This window comes from Bacillus sp. REN16, from assembly GCF_020731355.1.
Classification (GTDB): Bacteria; Bacillota; Bacilli; order Bacillales; family Bacillaceae_L; genus Ferdinandcohnia.
The window spans coordinates 20,750-38,289 of the sequence record NZ_JAJFZK010000003.1 but is presented as its reverse complement, the minus strand read 5'-3'; the positions used below and the strand labels follow the sequence as shown (position 1 = coordinate 38,289).

At 39.4% G+C, this 17,540-nt stretch carries 11 protein-coding genes and 1 riboswitch; of the genes, 9 read left to right on the top strand and 2 right to left on the bottom strand.

Annotation, left to right across the window (positions count from 1 at the left end; all coding sequences use genetic code 11):
• Nucleotides 1–176: 176 nt before the first annotated feature.
• Nucleotides 177–1,067, bottom strand: a complete 891-nt coding sequence (locus LKW28_RS04125) for a LysR family transcriptional regulator (protein WP_229139085.1) — start codon at nucleotides 1,065–1,067, stop codon at nucleotides 177–179.
• A 171-nt stretch (nucleotides 1,068–1,238) separates the two neighbouring features.
• Between LKW28_RS04125 and LKW28_RS04120 the strand changes: the two genes are divergently transcribed.
• Nucleotides 1,239–2,078: a sulfite exporter TauE/SafE family protein gene (locus tag LKW28_RS04120; protein ID WP_229139084.1), complete on the top strand. Its 840-nt coding sequence runs from the start codon at nucleotides 1,239–1,241 to the stop codon at nucleotides 2,076–2,078.
• A 323-nt stretch (nucleotides 2,079–2,401) separates the two neighbouring features.
• Nucleotides 2,402–2,977 (top strand): hypothetical protein, encoded by a 576-nt coding sequence (locus tag LKW28_RS04115; RefSeq protein ID WP_229139083.1) that lies wholly within the window; start codon nucleotides 2,402–2,404, stop codon nucleotides 2,975–2,977.
• A gap of 152 nt (nucleotides 2,978–3,129) precedes the next feature.
• Here the strand turns inward: LKW28_RS04115 and LKW28_RS04110 are convergent, their stop codons facing one another.
• On the bottom strand, nucleotides 3,130–4,497 hold the full coding sequence (locus LKW28_RS04110) for an SGNH/GDSL hydrolase family protein (protein WP_229139082.1): 1,368 nt from the start codon (nucleotides 4,495–4,497) through the stop codon (nucleotides 3,130–3,132).
• A gap of 835 nt (nucleotides 4,498–5,332) precedes the next feature.
• Here LKW28_RS04110 and LKW28_RS04105 point away from each other — a divergent pair.
• From LKW28_RS04105 to LKW28_RS04075, 7 genes are all read left to right on the top strand, one after another.
• A complete protein-coding gene (locus tag LKW28_RS04105; RefSeq protein WP_229139081.1) occupies nucleotides 5,333–8,467 on the top strand; it encodes a S8 family serine peptidase in 3,135 nt (1,044 codons plus the stop codon).
• Nucleotides 8,468–8,928: 461 nt separating this feature from the next.
• Nucleotides 8,929–9,014: riboswitch (cyclic di-GMP riboswitch) on the top strand.
• Nucleotides 9,015–9,511: 497 nt separating this feature from the next.
• Nucleotides 9,512–11,299 carry a cache domain-containing sensor histidine kinase gene (locus LKW28_RS04100; protein WP_229139080.1) on the top strand — a complete coding sequence of 596 codons (1,788 nt, stop codon included), beginning with the start codon at nucleotides 9,512–9,514 and terminating at the stop codon, nucleotides 11,297–11,299.
• Nucleotide 11,300: 1 nt separating this feature from the next.
• Entirely contained in the window at nucleotides 11,301–12,086 is a 786-nt protein-coding gene (locus tag LKW28_RS04095) for a response regulator transcription factor (RefSeq protein WP_229139373.1), read from the top strand.
• A gap of 157 nt (nucleotides 12,087–12,243) precedes the next feature.
• Nucleotides 12,244–13,284, top strand: a complete 1,041-nt coding sequence (locus tag LKW28_RS04090; RefSeq protein ID WP_229139079.1) for an ABC transporter substrate-binding protein — start codon at nucleotides 12,244–12,246, stop codon at nucleotides 13,282–13,284.
• A 60-nt stretch (nucleotides 13,285–13,344) separates the two neighbouring features.
• Nucleotides 13,345–14,451 (top strand): ABC transporter ATP-binding protein, encoded by a 1,107-nt coding sequence (locus LKW28_RS04085; RefSeq protein WP_229139078.1) that lies wholly within the window; start codon nucleotides 13,345–13,347, stop codon nucleotides 14,449–14,451.
• Nucleotides 14,435–16,111: an ABC transporter permease gene (locus LKW28_RS04080; protein WP_229139077.1), complete on the top strand. Its 1,677-nt coding sequence runs from the start codon at nucleotides 14,435–14,437 to the stop codon at nucleotides 16,109–16,111. The genes LKW28_RS04085 and LKW28_RS04080 overlap by 17 nt, the downstream gene beginning before the upstream one ends.
• 288 nt (nucleotides 16,112–16,399) lie before the next feature.
• Complete coding sequence (locus tag LKW28_RS04075) at nucleotides 16,400–17,536, top strand: sugar ABC transporter substrate-binding protein (protein WP_229139076.1); 1,137 nt, start codon at nucleotides 16,400–16,402, stop codon at nucleotides 17,534–17,536.
• Nucleotides 17,537–17,540 lie beyond the last annotated feature (4 nt).

Below are 17,540 nucleotides of genomic sequence, written 5' to 3'. Positions count from 1 at the left end.
TATGTAAAGAAAAACGCATATCCGCGGAAACCGACGCAAATCTCGACACGAAGACGCAAATCCATGAGAAACGCAGGATCCGTCCCCTGGTTCCCAGACCTTCTATTTGGAAAAAACTAGGTGAACGCGAGAACCGTCCCCTCGTTTCCCGGTGAACGCGAGAACCGTCCCCCTGTTCACCAAAGTGCACCCCTGATAAAATCCGCAAAATACGTTAACCCGATTTTTTTGAAGCGTTGGGGTTTTTGTACGATGTATAGTTCACGGGATAGTTTAACCCCTTCAATTGGGATTTCGCATAACGTTCCGTATTCGAGTTCCTTTAGAACGGTTAGTTTTGGTAGGATACTAACCCCGAGGCCTGCTTCAACGGCACTTTTTACAGATTGGATGCTTCCCATCTCCATTGCACTTTCAATTTGAAAAAGCACCCCGTGTTCCTCTAGGAAACGCTCAACCATTATCCTTGAGCCAGATTCTGGTTCTCTCCAAATCATTTTTTCTTCCGTTAAATCATCGAGTTGAATGCTTTTTCGATTCTTCCAATGATGCTCATTTGATGTGACAAGAATAAGCTCATCCTCAGCGAACTTTTCCTTAATGAATTGATCGTTGTCATACAAACCCTCCACCAAAGCGATATCAATTTCGTTTAATTCGAGCTTTGCCAAAATAGTAGGGGTGTTTCCGAGAACGAGGCTAAATGTCATTTGCGGATATTCCTTTTTAAAATATCCAAGCAACCGGGGTAATAGATACTCTCCGATTGTGAGGCTTGCCCCAACATTTATAAGAATATTCTCATGTCCCGTCACTTCATGAATGGCGTCAACAGACCTTTTGTAATGTTCGATAATTTCCTTTGCAAAAGGGTATAGTACCTCACCGGCATGTGTTGGATGCAAACCCCCACTTACACGCTCAAAAAGTAAGGCGCCATATTCATCCTCCAATTGTCCAATTTTTTTGGTGGCTGCGGGTTGGGAGATATAGCTTTTACGGGCAGCATACGTTAGACTGCCTTCTTCAATCACAAGACAAAATAATTTTAAGTTTTCGATATTCAATCTAAGCCCTCCCATTTCTGAACCCTATACTTCTGTTATATGAAAAATAAAAACTATTAAGACATGATTATTAAAATGGTATATTACGTTTTGTTATGGAGCATAATGAATTCCTATTTTACTTCATTTTATATGTTTGATAGCTTAATATTATCATATAAAATAGGAGGAATGGTCATTATAACTGGACTATTACTAATCATCATTGGCATCATTGCAGGCGGATACGGGGCAATTGTCGGAGCAGGGGGAGGATTCATATTTGTACCTGCACTTCTGCTCCTATTTCATGTTGAACCCACCATTGCGGCGGGAACAGGGCTTGTTATTGTTTTAATGAACTCCTTATCAGGGGTAGTAGGATATTCAAAACAAAAACGAATCGATTACCGTACTGGAATTCTATTAAGTATTGGGGCCTTTCCGGGTTCATTTATCGGGGTTTGGCTATTGCAAATGTACGCCTCTAGTTCTTTCTATATCTTATTTGCTAGTTTGTTAGTTATACTAGGTGTGTTTTTAATTGTAAAAAATACGCGGGTAGAGAAAAAATCTGGTTTACAAGATTCTAAAAATGTCTCAAATCAGGTAGCGGCCACAACAGAACAAAATCACTCCGAACATAGTAAACCTTTGGCGTATGAACCAAAGTCCAGACTTTTGGCGAAGTATCTTCTGCCTCTTGGTTTAATAATGGGGATTTTTTCAAGCTATCTTGGCATCGGCGGAGGATGGCTGCTTGTACCTATTTTAATTTACATATTTCGAATGTCTACACATAATGCAACGGCAACATCGATTTTTTCATTATGCTTATATACATCAGTGGGTGTGATTTTGCAGATTATCAATGGCAATGTTGATTGGTCGTATGTTTTATACGGCGGTCTTGGGATTGTTGTTGGATCTCAATTGGGAGTGCGATTATCACAAAAAATCCCAAGTCGAGTGATTATGCAAATGTTGTCTGTACTATTAATTGTCATTGGTTTTCGAATGTATTTTCAATAACTGAGGAAACAAAGGGACGGTTCTTGTGTTCGCCTAATTATTTCCAAATCAAGAAAAAGGCAAGCGCCATGCAGAGGAGTTGAGGTGTCCCTTTGGGGAATGCGTCGTAACTCGAGCGACAATTTTCTTGCTGCTTTTTTTGTGTCGATTGTGGAGGGAACCGCCCTCTTGTTCTTATTCCTCTCCACCCACCAATACGTGTTAAATATAGGAAGATTTTATGTTAATTCCCAATTTCCTGATATATAATATTCTAAATGGTTTCTACTAATATCGTAATCAAGCAAATAAATGAGCTACCAATCTAACCGTTGAGGTGCACTATGAAAATCATCTTTTTCATTCTTGCAGTATCCGTTTCAGCAATTTGGGCCTTTCTAAGAAAAGAAAAGGAAGAAAACGAAGAAGAGGTAGATCCATCCGCATTCAAGTATTTTCCGGACATCATGGCGTTTAGTCTCATGGTTTTCTCATTCGGATGGATTTTTTTCAAAGAAGGTTTATTTCTGTGGCTCATTTTCTATACGGTTAATCTTTTACTTCTATTCTTGGCTGAAAAAAAGAACAGGGTGAAAATCTGGGTGGGTGGCTTTGTCATTGCGACCTTCCTGTTTTGTGGAATCCGAGTTCCAACCCATCCCGATTCATTTCAGAATTGGGTAAGTGAAAAGAACCAACTCTATTGCCCTAGCGGGTTTGATTGTGTGAAAGTGTCAACTTATATTGATAAAAATGAAAACTTGGTTACAAAATCCGAAATTGTGCCAATCACGCTTGCTTATACGAATCATTACTTCATCTTTGCGACCGGCTATTTTTCTTACGAAGACGGGAGCGGGGAAGAAGTTCATTATGAAGGAATTAATATAGCGGGTTGGTGGATTGAAACGACTGACTAAAGCAACTCACAAGCCAGTCACCGATCGAATGTAATTCGTGAGGTGACTGGCGTTTTTTGTCTCACAAAAGAAAACGGCGAGTTTCTTGCTGGAAAATAATAGGGAAACACAAGAACCGTCCCCGTGTTTCCCCCTGTGTTTCCCCTAGTATTTTATACGGTTCTATTTCTTCTCATGTACATAAATAATACTACTGAGCCGATTAGTAGAGCTGAGATTCCTAGAGCGAGCAAGTTATAGATTGGACTTGCAGTGTTAGGAAGCTTTGGTCCTGATTTTATTTCTTTCTTTTCGGGAGTTACCTTTTGCTCATTCTTAACAGGTTCCTCTTTTTTGGGTTCTTCTTTTTGTTCTTCTTTAGGCCCTTCTTTCGGGTCTTCTGTTGCTGGTGGTTCCTCAACAGGAGGCTGTTCCACAGGCGGTTCCTCAGTTGGTTGCACTACCTTTGGAACAATACTTGTGATTTCGATTGATACAACCTTTTTCTCACCAGTTCCACTTAAAATGTAAACCGTGTAAAATCCATTTTCTGTTACATCAAACGCAGGATTGTCTAAAGGAATTATGTTACCTTCCGTTTCAAAGTCTTCTACTGCTAATTTGCCAGGAAGCCATTTCAGTTCTAAAATTTCATCGTGGTTTGTAGCAATGTTAATTGTTACAGGTCCTTCGGATGATTCAGTTGTTGAAGGAGTGAGTAAGATCTCTAGTTCCGGAGGAAGCAAAGATAGTAATGCTTGATCCGCTAAGGATGCTAATACCTTTTGACCTTCTACAGTAGGATGAACATCTGGAAATGGTCTAATGTATGTAGCTTGTTTTCCATTATAAGCAGAGTATGCATCTACCAAAATCGTTCCGGGTACTTTTGCAGCAATTGGTTCGATAACATTTTTATTAACACCCGTAATAATTTGCTCGCCCATCATATGTAGATTAGGCACAATTGGGTCGAGGTGGGCACCAAATGGGTTATAAATATTATAGAAGATAATAGGTGCTGATTGATTGACCTGTCGAATGGCGCCCATAATTTGAGTGAGATTTGCGGCCAATTGCCCAGATGCAAGCTTGATCTTAATTGTGATTTCTTCAATTTTTTCTGGCGTTAATGCTTGACCTTCTGAAATGAGTTTATTTATTTCAGCAGCTTGAAGTAAATCATTGTTTCCGATATTTAGCGTAATTACATCAGCTTGAGCGATTGCAGGTAAGTACATTGGATCGCTTGTTATTTTGGTTAATAAGTCCCCAGAGGTCCAACCAGGAAAACTCAAGTTTGTGACATCAAAACCACCATCTCCTATATAATTTGGAAATGCATGTATGGATGGTTTGGATATATCCGGATTTTCCCCCTCATAAAGATTCCATCCAAAGGTGATTGAATCACCAAGCGCTACTAGAGATGGCTTGTCCGCAGTAGCTTCTGCAGCGAATGACATCGGAGCAACGACTGCTTGAAACAATAAAACTAGTAAAAACAAAATACTTAGTTTTTTCTTCTTAAAAAAAGACATCTAAAGTCCTCCTCCTTTTGTATTATATTTATAGTCTTATTTAGTTTATTTTTAATTTTCAGAACCATCAATGTAAACCGTTCGCTAATTTCATACAAAAAAATGCAAAATGTGACAAAACATAGGTTTAAGGGGACAGGTGAACCTCTCCAATGGTTACTTGGAAAATACTAGGAGGACACAAGAACCGTCCCCTTGTTTCTCTAGCCAGTCACCGAACGAATGCAATTCGTGAGGCGACTGGCATCTTTTGTGTTAAAAAAGAAATGTAAGGTTTATAGGGTGAAGTAACGCCAATATATCAAAACAAAACAAATCTGCGGTCAGCGAAGCAAAAATTTGGGGATAGAAGCAAATAATGGCATGTAGAAGCAAATCCATAGAATTAGAAGCAAATAATGGCATGAAGACGCAAATCCATAGAATTAGAAGCAAATATTGGGATGTAGAAGCAAATCCATAGAATTAGAAGCAAATATCGGCATGTAGATGCAAATCCATAGAATTAGAAGCAAATATTGGCATGTAGACGCAAATTCATGAAATTAGAAGCAAATATCCCATTGTAGACGCAAAAATGCGAGAACTGACGCAAATAACGTGCCCTGTGGTCTGTTCCTTACTGGGAAAAACTAGGTGAACACGAGAACCGTCCCCCTGTCCCCCCCGTTTTTAGCCCAATTTGACTACGACTTTTAGTGCTAGTTCCAGAAATAGTAATTTAGTATAGTGTGAATATCCCGAAAATTATGTAACGTTTGAGGGGCGAAATTTTCGAGAAGGGGGACTATTTTTTCCGAATTTGATAGTTTGATATGTGAAAGGGAGGATGAAAATGGCTAAGAGAGTTACGCTATTATTACTAGTTTTATTATTAGCATTTAGTGGCAGCGGTTTTGCGTTAACTGGCGGGTTTGTAACAAAGCAGCTAGATGCACAAAAACCAACGAGTGAAATCACGGATAGAGAAGCAACAGATTTGCCAAATATTGACCCTGATCAAGAGGTGCGTGTAGTCGTTGAAATGGACGGCGATGCTCCGGTTGAAGTAGCAACAAAGAAAGGTAAAAAATACGATAAGCTATCAAATGGGGAAAGAAAGCAACTCGAAAAAGCTGCAAAGAACAAGCAAAAAGCAGCGAAAGATAAAATCAAAGGAAAAAAAGTAAACATCAAATATGAGCAAGAATTCGATGCAATCGTAAATGGTTTCAGTGGAAAAGTGAAATTTGCGGATATCGCAAAGATCAAAGAAGTCCCTGAAGTTAAAAATGTATACATTGCTACTGAGTATGAGCTTCCAGAAGAAGAAGCAGACATGAAATACAGTAAAGAGCTAGTGGAAGCGCAGAAAGTTTGGCGTGACTTCGACTTCAAAGGAGAAGGCATGATTGTTGGAATCATTGACTCTGGTATTGACCCTTCTCACAAAGACCTTGTCTTGACAGACGGTTCAGCAGCAGATTTATCTGAAGCGGACGTAAACAGCGCAATTACTGAATTCTCCCTTCCAGGAAAGTTCTGGACAGAAAAGGTTCCTTACGGTTGGAACTACATGGACAATAACGATCACATTGTCGATCTGAACGCTGATACAAATATGCACGGTATGCACGTAGCGGGAACAGTTGCAGCAAACGGTGACGAGGACAATGGCGGCATCCAAGGTGTTGCTCCAGAAGCGCAATTACTTGCATTACGTGTGTTTGGTGAAAATGTAGCAACAACATATGGTGATATTTATATTAAAGCAATTGACGATGCAATCAAGTTAGGGGCAGACGTTCTTAACATGAGTCTTGGGTCCACAGCTGGATTCGTAGATGCCAACTCTCCAGAGCAACAGGCAGTAACACGTGCCGTTGAGAATGGTGTGATCATGTCTATTTCAGCGGGTAACTCAAACTATTTGGGAAGTGGCTCAAATTTCCCATATCCATATGCATCAAATCCTGATTATGGTGTGGTAGGGTCACCAGGTGTATCTTATGATTCACTTCAAGTGGCATCATTTGAAAACACGAACATGATCGTGGATGCAGTTAACGTACAAGTAGGCGAGGAAGAACCATCTCAAGTGATGTACTTATCCGCAAGTCAGGCGGATCCAGTAGCTGGGACAAGCTATGAACTAGTGAATGCTGGCCTAGGAACTCCTGAAGATTTTGCGGGTAAAGATCTAGAAGGCAAATATGCATTAGTTCAACGTGGTTCAATCGGCTTTGTTGACAAGGCAATAAATGCACAAAATGCTGGTGCAGCAGGTGTATTCATCTACAACAACACAGATGGTACAGTGAGCATGGCATCAGATGCAGCGATTACAATTCCACAATTATTCATGTTAAAGGCAGATGGTGATCGCTTTGCCACAGCGCTTAAAGATGGAAAAACGGTTACCGTGTCATTCGACGGAAACCAAATGGCTATTCCAAACACGAATGCTGGAAAAATGAGTGATTTTACGTCTTGGGGCATTACACCAAACCTTGATTTCAAACCAGAAATCACAGCTCCAGGAGGACAAATTTACTCAACAATCAATGACGATAAATATGCAATTAAGAGCGGTACTTCAATGGCGGCTCCGCATGTTTCAGGTGGATCAGCATTAGTATTAGAGCGTGTGGACCAAGAATTTGGTCTGGAAGGCGCAGATCGATCCAAACTTGCGAAAAAATTAATGATGAACACTGCAAATCCAGTTATTCTGGGTGAAGCACCAGTTTCACCACGTCGTCAAGGTTCAGGTCTAATACAGCTTCATGCAGCATTCACAACACCTGTCACAGTCACTGACCCAAATACTGGTGAAGCAAAGGTAGCACTTAAAGAAGTGAAAGAAAATGTCGTTACATTCTCGTTAACAGCGGAGAACTTAACAGACAAGGCAGTATCTTATGAAGTAAATGCAAGTGCTCAAACGGATATGCCTGTGAACGCAGGAATTTTAGTATCGGCTCCAAACCTTTATGGTTCTATGGACTTGGGAGAAATCGCAACTGTTAATGGTCAAACCACAAGCACGATCGAAGTACCTGCAAATGGTAAAACAACATTTGAAGTGTCGGTTGATGTGAGTGAGTTGGACGCCGATTTAGCATCCATTTTCACAAATGGCTATTGGTTAGAAGGATTTGTAAAATTAACAGATCCAACGGATACAAACCCAGACCTAGTTGTACCTTATGTAGGTTTTAAAGGCGACTGGAACGCAGCACCAATTTTTGACGCTCCAATCTGGGATGATGCGACATACTACGGAACAACTGGTGTGATGTCACATACAAGTGGAAGCAGCTACAAATACTTAGGTGTCAGCCAAGAAACTGGTCTAATTGATACGAACCTAATCGCAATTTCACCAAATGGTGATGGAGCGAACGACAGCGCAACTTACCTGTTATCGTTACTTCGAAATGCAAAAGAGTTCGAGTTAAATGTCTTAGACAAGAATGGCAAGGTTGTCAAAGAAATTGCGTCCGACGAATTTGTCCGCAAAAACTACTATGACGGTGGACAAGGCCTAATGTATTACCTACAATCTGACTGGACATGGGATGGAACAGGTAAAAATGGCAAGATTGTAAAAGATGGTCAATATTTCTTACAGGCTAAAGCAACCCTTGACTATGAAGGTGCCGAAGCACAAACAATCACATTCCCAGTAAAACTTGACGTCACAACACCTAAGGTAAAAACGAAATTAGGTAAGGATGGTAAAACTGTGGATGTTGACGTTTCGGACAAAACAAGCGGCATCGCATATTGGGATGTATACGTCGATGGTGAACCAGTAACAGAAGAACCATACGTAAACGGCGAAGCAGAACATGTTCTCGCTGAACCAATCACAAAAGACCAAACTGTAACAGTAGTTGCGGTCGACTACGCTGGTAACGTCACAACCAACGACGTAAAAATCGGTAGCAAAGGTAATAACGGAACGACTGGAAACAAGAAAAACTAAGTTTAGTAGACTAGCAATCAAGTAATTGATCGCTAGTCTTTTTAGTTTGCCACGTAAAAAAGCAAATCCTCGCAGGTAGACGCAAAAAATAAAAATATGAAGCAAATCCTCGCAGGTAGACGCAAAAAACAAAAATATGAAGCAAATCCTTCGCCGTTCGACGCAAAAAACAAAAATACGATGCAAATCCTTCGCCGTTCGACGCATAAATCAAAAGTTTGACGCAAATCCTGGGCGATCGACGCAAATATCAAAAGTTTGAAGCAAATCCCCTGTGCAACAAAGCAAATCCACTAAAATTAACCCCATGCCATAGCAAGGTGCTTGTCCATCCAATCTCGTTTTCGACAAAAAACAACAAATTTCCACTACTAAAGTACTATTTATGAACAAAATAGGTCAAAAGACCCTTTTAATAAATTCGCGCACTATCTTATAGTGATAATGAACCATGCATAAATCGTACGAAACGGCAAAATCATTGAAAAATGATGACGCAAAACTAGAGGGGCTAAGGTCATTTGGACTATGCCAGCCAGTTCCCGAACACGAGGCTCCGTCGATTTATGTGTAAAAATCGAGAGGAGAATATTATAATGAAAAAAACAATCTACAAAGCGAAGTACTATTGGCATAGTAGGCAATTCAGTAAGAATCGAGCTCTATTGGATGATTGCCGGTGCCAAAAGCTTAAGACTGACATTGAAACCAAAATGCACTACCATGAGCGGGAAGCTATTCACTACATCGCCAAAATATAGCCAACGATAAAATATGAAAAACCAGGACCATTATTAACGGGTCCTGGTTTTTTAGTTACCTGTTAGATTAATTATATCTTGATCCAGTTATTTAAAATGTAAAGGCTGTTAACTTGTTGATAACAATAAATTTATTATATTGAAATACCAATGTCTCGCAACCCATTGTAACAAAACCCGCGATCCCAAAAAATCTCCTATTTAATTTCGAGTTATTTTGCTATACAGTAGAAGAAAAGGTTTTCAAATAATGATAGATTGTCAAATGCGGGTGAAACTTAGGATGATTAAATCTTTCTTAAATCTATCGATCAAAACGAAATTGATGATTTTTTTTACAATTATTGTGCTCATTCCGTTAGTGCTGTTGGGGAGTTTTACCTACCAGAAGTCATCGGAGATTGTCAAAGAGCAGGTGAGTGAAAAGGTTCTCGAGCGGTTGATTCAAATTAATAAAAATCTAACATTTTTTACGAAAGATATGGAGCAGGTGAGTAATTACCTGTACCGAAATGAAACGCTACAAGAAGTGTTGATGAAACCGGGGAATCGAAGTGATTATGAAAAGTACGAAGACTTCACGAATATTTCTTCACTATTCAGCACTGTAAAGGGTTCTAAGAACTGGAATCTATATATGTATGTCATTGGTTTAAATGGGGATCGTTATTTTACCGGTGAGTTTCTCCCAGACCAATATGATCATTATGTGGATAATTGGGGGATATTTCGAAAGGCAAGTGAGTCAAACGGTTCATTAGTGTGGGATACGCACTATACAATCCGAAAGGTGGAGGACCAGAATATTGTTTTAAGTGCGGGAAGACTTATTAAACATACCAAGACAGGCGAGCCCCTTGGATATCTGGTTATTGATGTGATGGAATCGACGATAGCGGAAATCTATCAACAAAAAACCGATGATATATCCCAGTTGTTTCTATTAGATAAAAATGGGTATGTCATATCAGGTTACCCGAGTAAGGCTACAATTGGAATGAGGCTGGAACATCCCTCGCTATCTTCTATTCTAGAAGGGAAACAAGGGTACACAAGAACGGAATGGGAACAGATGCCTTCGATATTAGTTTATGATACGAGTGAAAACTCACAGTACAAAATTGCAACCTTCATTCCTGAGAGCGAAGTAACGAAAAATAGTAATTTGATAGGGTATATTACAATCATCGTTGCGGTACTTAGTTTTCTGGTGGCCATTTGGTTGTCTTATTTTTTCTCGAAAACATTAACCAATCCGATTCTGCGTCTGAATCGGTTATTCAAAAAGGTAGAAACCGGAGATCTAACCGTCCAATATCGTTCCGACTATCGAGATGAGATTGGTTCTCTTGGAAAGAATTTTAATCATATGGTGTCTCAGCTTAGTAAATTAATTATGGAAAGTATTGAAAAGAAAACATTGCTTCAAGAGGCTGAAATCAAGGCGCTCCGAGCTCAAATCAATCCACATTTTCTATATAATACATTAGAAACAATTAGCGCAATAGCGAAGCTTGAGAAAGTGGATGTTGTCAGTGAGATGTCGGTTGCCCTTGGAGAAATGATGCGCTACTCAATCAAAAAGGAAGAGCAACTCGTTCAAATAGAGGAGGATCTGCGTCTAGTAGACTATTATTTATTTATCCAAAGGGTTAGGTTTCAAGATAAAATCAATGTCTTTTTAGATGTGGAGTCTTCTGTAAAAAACTACTATATTCCACCGCTTCTGATACAGCCACTTATCGAGAATGCGATTAATCATGGCCTTGAAATGAAGGTGGGCACGGGAGAACTTCACATTGGGATTTATGAGGAAAACAATCTACTGTGGATTAAAGTAAAGGATAATGGTATAGGGATGGACGAAGAAACCTTAAATCGATTACGCAACATGGAAGCTCTGGTTAAAAATGACAATCATACCCAAATTGGTCTAGAAAATGTGAGAAGAAGAATCGAATTACTCTTTGGTCAAGAATATGGACTTATGATTACAAGTAAAAAGAATGTGGGAACGACGGTCTTGCTTAAGCTTCCAATTCTTAATGAGAGGGGGAGTGTGCTTGATTAAAATGGTGATTGCGGATGATGAATCTATCATTCGGAAGAGATTAGTAGAGACAATTGATTGGGAGAAGCTAGGGATCACGGTCTGTGGTGCTGCATCAAATGGTATCGAAGCATTAGAACTTGTCAAAAAGGAATCACCCCATTTGTTGCTTACAGATATTCGGATGCCAGGCTTAAGTGGATTAGAGCTTATCGAGAAAATGATGGACGTGAATAAGGCGATGAAAACGATTATCTTGACTGGGTTTAGCGAATTCGCCTATGCTCAGAAAGCGGTAAAACTGGGGGTTCATGATTTCCTTGTTAAACCAATCGACGAGAAGGAACTAATGAAGAGTATCAAGAATGTCGCCACAAAAATTCAAAAGCAGAATGAAGAGAAAATGAGATTGCAAATCTTTTCCGTGTTAAAAGGGGATAAAGAATACATGGATGAGATTTACCAAAACGATTCTCACCCGATTCAAATGAAGGAAATGATAGACGTCATCCACTCCCATTATCACGAGCAAATTACATTACACGATTTAGCAAATCGATTTTATATTTCAGATAGTTATTTGAGTCGGATCTTCAAACAGTACACAGGGAAAAATTTTATTGATTATCTTACGGATTTGCGAATCAGTAAGGCGAAGGAGCTACTCCAGCATTCGACATTAAAGACCAATGAAATAAGCAAATCTGTCGGGTACGCAGACCAGCGCTACTTCAGCCAAATTTTTAAAAAGTTAACTGGCAATACACCGTCTGAGTTTAAAGCCTTAAGAAAGAAATCGGAACATTAAGGATTAGGAGAACCCGATAGTTAGGAAGAGACTGCTTGATTGCAAGTCTCTTTTTATTCGAAAAAAATTCAACATTTTCGAAAAAATCCCTCGTTGTAATCGCTTCCACATAAATTTACACTTAAAATGTTCCAATTAAAAACAAGGGGGAAATTTTGTGAAAAAGCTATTCATGTTATGTCTTACACTTTTGCTAGCTTTGGCAGTAGCGGCTTGTAGTGGGAAGGAAGAAACTGGTACTGGTACTGATGCAAAAGAAGATACTGGCAAAAAAAGCGATACTGTAACGGTGTACTCACCACATCAGACAGAAGTCATTAACCCAATTATAAAGGAATTCCAGGACAAAACGGGAATAAAAGTCGAACTAGTTTCAAGTGGAACGGGTGAATTATTAAACCGTGTTCAAGCTGAATCTGCAAATCCACTTGGAGATGTATTCTGGGGCGGTGGTGCTGAGTCACTAGAAGCATTCAAGTCACACTTTGAAGCATATGAAGTAGCTGATGATGCAGCGATTCCAGATGCATATAAGAGTTCTGAAGATCTATGGACAGGCTTTTCTGCATTACCAATGGTGATTATGTTAAATAAAGACATGGTAACTGGGGATGATGTTCCAACTTCTTGGGAAGATCTATTAGATGATAAGTGGAAGGGTAAAATTGCATATGCAGACCCTGCTAAATCTGGTTCTTCTTATACACAGCTAGTAACAATGCTTACTGCATTCAATAGCCAAAATGATGGTTGGGATTTTGCGAAAGAATTCGTTGCAAACTTAGATGGAAAAATTCTAAGTGGTTCTAGTATGGTTTATAAAGGTGTTGCAGACGGAGAGTTTCCATTAGGTGTGACGCTTGAAGAAGCGGCATACCGCTATATCGCTGGTGGAGCAAATGTAGATGTTGTGTATCCTAGTGAAGGAACTTCTGCAGTTCCAGACGGAATGGCGTTGATTAAAGGAGCAAAAAATCAGGAAAATGCTAAAACATTCTTAGATTTCTTAGCGAGCAAGGAAGTTCAAGAATTGATTGTTTCTGAGTTTAATAGACGTTCTGTTCGAGAAGATGTAAATGCACCGGAAGGATTACCTGCAACAAAGGATATTCCTATGGTTGATTACGACTTCAACTGGGCATCTGAGAATCAAGATGATGTAATGAAAAAATTCCAAGACCTAGTAATCGGTAAATAATAGTTTGAGAGAATCGTGTTTGGTAACGATTCTCTCTTTAAATAGGAAGGATGTAAAGAAGTGACACATGTAAAAATTGATCAAGTATCTAAATACTTTGGAGATGTAAAAGGGGTAGACAACGCAACAATTAACATTCAAGAGGGGGAGTTCTTCACCTTATTAGGGCCAAGTGGATGTGGGAAAACGACTTTGCTACGTACATTAGCAGGATTTTACCGTCAGGAAGAAGGGGATATCTATTTCGACGAAACATGTATCAATGATATGCCCACTCATAAAAGAAACATTGGAATGGTCTTCCAAAGTTATGCAATCTTTCCGCATATGACGGTTTTCGAAAATGTAGCATATGGACTAAAGGCACGCAAAGCGGGGAAACAAGAAATTCAAAAAAGAGTAATGGAAGCACTTGAAATGGTAGAGTTGGCACACTTAAAGGATCGTCAGCCGTCCGATATGAGTGGTGGACAACAACAACGTATTGCTCTTGCTAGAGCGATTGTCATTCACCCTGGTTTATTGTTAATGGATGAACCACTTTCAAATCTTGATGCAAAGCTCCGATTAAAAATGAGATCTGATATTCGGGAACTGCAAAAACGACTTAATATAACCACCATTTATGTTACCCATGACCAAGAGGAAGCATTAGCGGTTTCGGACCGTATTGCTGTGTTAAGCAGTGGGAAGATTCAACAAATCGGAAAACCTCATGAAATTTATTTGACTCCAAAAAATAAATTTGTAGCCAATTTTATTGGTTCAACTAATTTCCTTCAAGGTCGTGTCGTAGACAGCGGGCATGCTGTACGTGTGGAACTTGAGGGTGTCCAGTATCCAATCACATTAACGAAAGCTTACAGCGGGGAAGTCGTGTATTCTGTGCGTCCAGAACAAATAAAAGTAATTCGTGATTCAAAATCAGCACAAGACCCAATCGTTAAAGGAAAGGTCATAGAGGCTGTGTTCTTAGGTGAAAAGGTAGAGTATAAAATCAAGCTTGATTCGACTGGCGAAGAAATACAGGTTCATGAGCATGCTGTTCCTTATCACCAACTTATGACAGAGGGTGAAGAAATAACTCTTTATTTAAACCCGGAAGAGGCGGTTGTCTATACAGTGGATGGAGAGGAGGCGCTAAATCTCCATGCAAACGCAAACTAATGTAGTAAGAACGAAACGAGCTAAGAGGGTAAAATGGGATTTTTGGAACGTTGTCATAATTGCGGGTCTTCTGTTCATGCTTCTGTTTTTACTTTATCCTTTATTTAATATTTTGGTAAAAAGCTTTTACTATGAAGGGAAATTTAGTCTAGAGACCTATAAGGATTTTTTCACACTTAAGTATTATTATGGTGCATTACTTAATAGTTTCATAGTTTGTATTTCAGCAACATTTTTCGCGACACTAATCGGTGTTCCAGTTGCTTATATTATGACGAGATTTGATATCCCGTTTAAGGGACTTATTCACATATTAATTATTTTAACGCTATTGTCTCCGCCATTCATTGGTGCATATTCATGGATTCTCATGCTTGGAAACAACGGATATGTGACAAACTTTCTTCATGACATAGGGATTAATGTGAAATCGATATATGGATTACATGGAATGATTTGGGTATTTACCATCCAGTTTTATCCGCATATATATTTGTATGTGTCAGGAGCATTAAAAACAGTTGATAGCTCACTTGAAGAGGCAGCAGAAAGCTTAGGAAGTCAAAGATGGAGAAAGCTTCGTACTGTTACGCTTCCACTTATTTTCCCAACCCTTTCTACGGGGGCATTAATGGTATTCATGGCTTCCTTTGCGGACTTTGGAACGCCAATGCTATTAGGCCAAGGAATTAAAGTACTGCCAATATTAGCATATGAGCAGTTTATTAGTGAGATGGGCTCTAACCCAGCAATGGCAAGTACGCTTAGTATTATTCTTCTTGTGATTAGTACGAGTATTCTTTTTTTACAAAGGTATTTAGTGACTAGAAAAAGTTTCTCAATGAGTTCAATGCGCCCACCGAAGGTAATCAAATTAAGACCATTACAAAAGTTTTTCGCACTTGCATTTATATTTATCGTCGTCGGAATTTCAATGATTCCACAAGCAACTGTGATCACAACATCTTTCCTAAAAACAAATGGTCCTGTCTTCACGAATCAGTTTAGTTTAGATAGCTATCGTGAAATTTTATTCAAGGTTCCGCAGGCAATTCTGCATACGTTCACATATTCAAGCATTGCGATTGTGATAATGGTGATTGCGGGCTTACTACTTTCCTATGTAACTGTACGAAGAAGCTCGAGGCTTACCTCTTTATTGGACGCCTTTATTATGATTCCGTATGTCATTCCGGGGACAGTATTAGGGATAAGTCTAATCATCGCTTTTAATAAGCCGCCTATGGTGTTAACAGGAACGTGGATTATTTTAGTGATCGCATATGTAATCCGTAAATTACCGTATACAATGCGTTCTAGTACGGCAATTCTATACCAAATTGATAAAAGTGTAGAAGAGGCATCCATCAGTTTGGGTGTTCCGCCAATGAAGACATTCTTTAAAACAACCGCGGTTCTGATGTTACCAGGGGTGCTATCAGGAGCCATTTTGAGTTGGGTAACCACGATCAATGAATTAAGTTCGACAATTGTTCTATATGCTGGCCATACAGCAACCATTACCGTAACAATCTATCGCGAGGTATTTACAGCAAACTTTGGTACAGCAGCAGCTCTGGCATCAATCCTGTCCTTCTGTACCATCCTATCTTTAATTGTAGTTAATCTATTGTCAGGTAAAAAGGGAATAACGATGTAATACATGGTTCTCTACCTACGGTATTGATAGAGGTAGCGGTCTCCGGTGTTTTCCATAATTTAGGTAAACGCCGGAACCGTCCCCATGTTTCCACCATGTTTCCAATCTATTGTCTGGTAAAAAGGGAATTACGATGTAATACATGGTTCTCTATCTACGTTATAGATAGAGGTAGCGGTCTCTGGTGTTTTCCATAATTTAGGGAAACGGCGGAACCGTCCCCATGTTTCCCCCCATCTACGATATAATGTTAAGTATGATTGTATAGGAAAGATAGGGAACGTGATGATGAGAAGAATTCTTCTAGTAAGTAGCATACTTGCAGGTGTTATGTTATGCATCCTTTTATATTCACTAAAGCCGGAGGAGAATTTGAATCGCCAAACAGCGAAGGATCAAACACTTGTTATTTGGACGTCTTCACCAACAACAGTTGACATTGCAAATGAATTTCAACAAGAAAATGATCATATTGAGGTGGTTACTAGGCTAGTGGATGACCCACAAATGCTGCTGGAGGAACTATCGATTGCAGAATCGGCAGGCCAGCCACCTCATATTGCAGAGATTCCTTCCTTTTATGGACTAAGCTCATTGGTTGATTCAGGGGCTCTGGTACAGGTAGAGCAATTGCTTGATGAGGAATTGAAAGAGAACCTTGTACAGAGCATGGAAAAAAGGTTTACCTATGACGGAAAGCTGTGGGCGATTCCTCTTGGGTATGAAATACCTTTGCTCTATATCAATGAAAACGTAGTACCAAAAGATAAAGTAGGAAGTACGATAATAGATATTTTTACGAATGGTAAATGGGTTCAAGAGAATAACAATAATATTTGGGGGATGAATTCCGACACACTCTACCCGTGGTATATGTTGAATCTTTTAAAAGAAGAAGGTCTTGAGGATACACAGGTGAAGGAATCGTTATGGTATAAAGCGAGGGATGAGTATGGGCTATTACCGCCTTACACGGACCATTTAGCGATTACACAATTTGTAAACGGCAAGGGTGGAATTCTCCTAAGTACCTCTCGAAATATATGGTTATTTGAAAAATTAATAGGAACGAAATTTAAATGGAGCACCTCCCAATTCCCGATTGATCCAAAAAATATGATCCCGAATGGAAATGGATTAGTTGTAATGAAAGAGACAGCCTCAGAAGATGTGGTTTCAAAATTTATATCATATATTCTTCAAGATGAAGAGCTTGAGGAGTACGCAAAGAAAGAAAACCTAATTCCAGCATATAAAAAGAACATAAAAAGCTCAGCCTTTCTAAAGGAATATCGCCAATATCCCGGTTACCAAAAAGCAATTCTGGACAGTTTGGAAGCCGAAGGAGAGTATCCGTCCGTGAGGGATGATGAGGTTTGGGAGAAGTTGAAGAAGAGTGATAAAAATCTAATGGAACAAGGGTGATGTC

Coding starts and splice junctions, on each gene's coding strand:
- LKW28_RS04080 (WP_229139077.1), top strand. CDS start 14,435: ATGCAAACGCAAACTAATGTAGTAAGAACGAAACGAGCTAAGAGGGTA.
- LKW28_RS04105 (WP_229139081.1), top strand. CDS start 5,333: ATGGCTAAGAGAGTTACGCTATTATTACTAGTTTTATTATTAGCATTT.
- LKW28_RS04120 (WP_229139084.1), top strand. CDS start 1,239: ATGGTCATTATAACTGGACTATTACTAATCATCATTGGCATCATTGCA.
- LKW28_RS04100 (WP_229139080.1), top strand. CDS start 9,512: ATGATTAAATCTTTCTTAAATCTATCGATCAAAACGAAATTGATGATT.
- LKW28_RS04095 (WP_229139373.1), top strand. CDS start 11,301: ATGGTGATTGCGGATGATGAATCTATCATTCGGAAGAGATTAGTAGAG.
- LKW28_RS04115 (WP_229139083.1), top strand. CDS start 2,402: ATGAAAATCATCTTTTTCATTCTTGCAGTATCCGTTTCAGCAATTTGG.
- LKW28_RS04075 (WP_229139076.1), top strand. CDS start 16,400: ATGAGAAGAATTCTTCTAGTAAGTAGCATACTTGCAGGTGTTATGTTA.
- LKW28_RS04110 (WP_229139082.1), bottom strand. CDS start 4,497: ATGTCTTTTTTTAAGAAGAAAAAACTAAGTATTTTGTTTTTACTAGTT.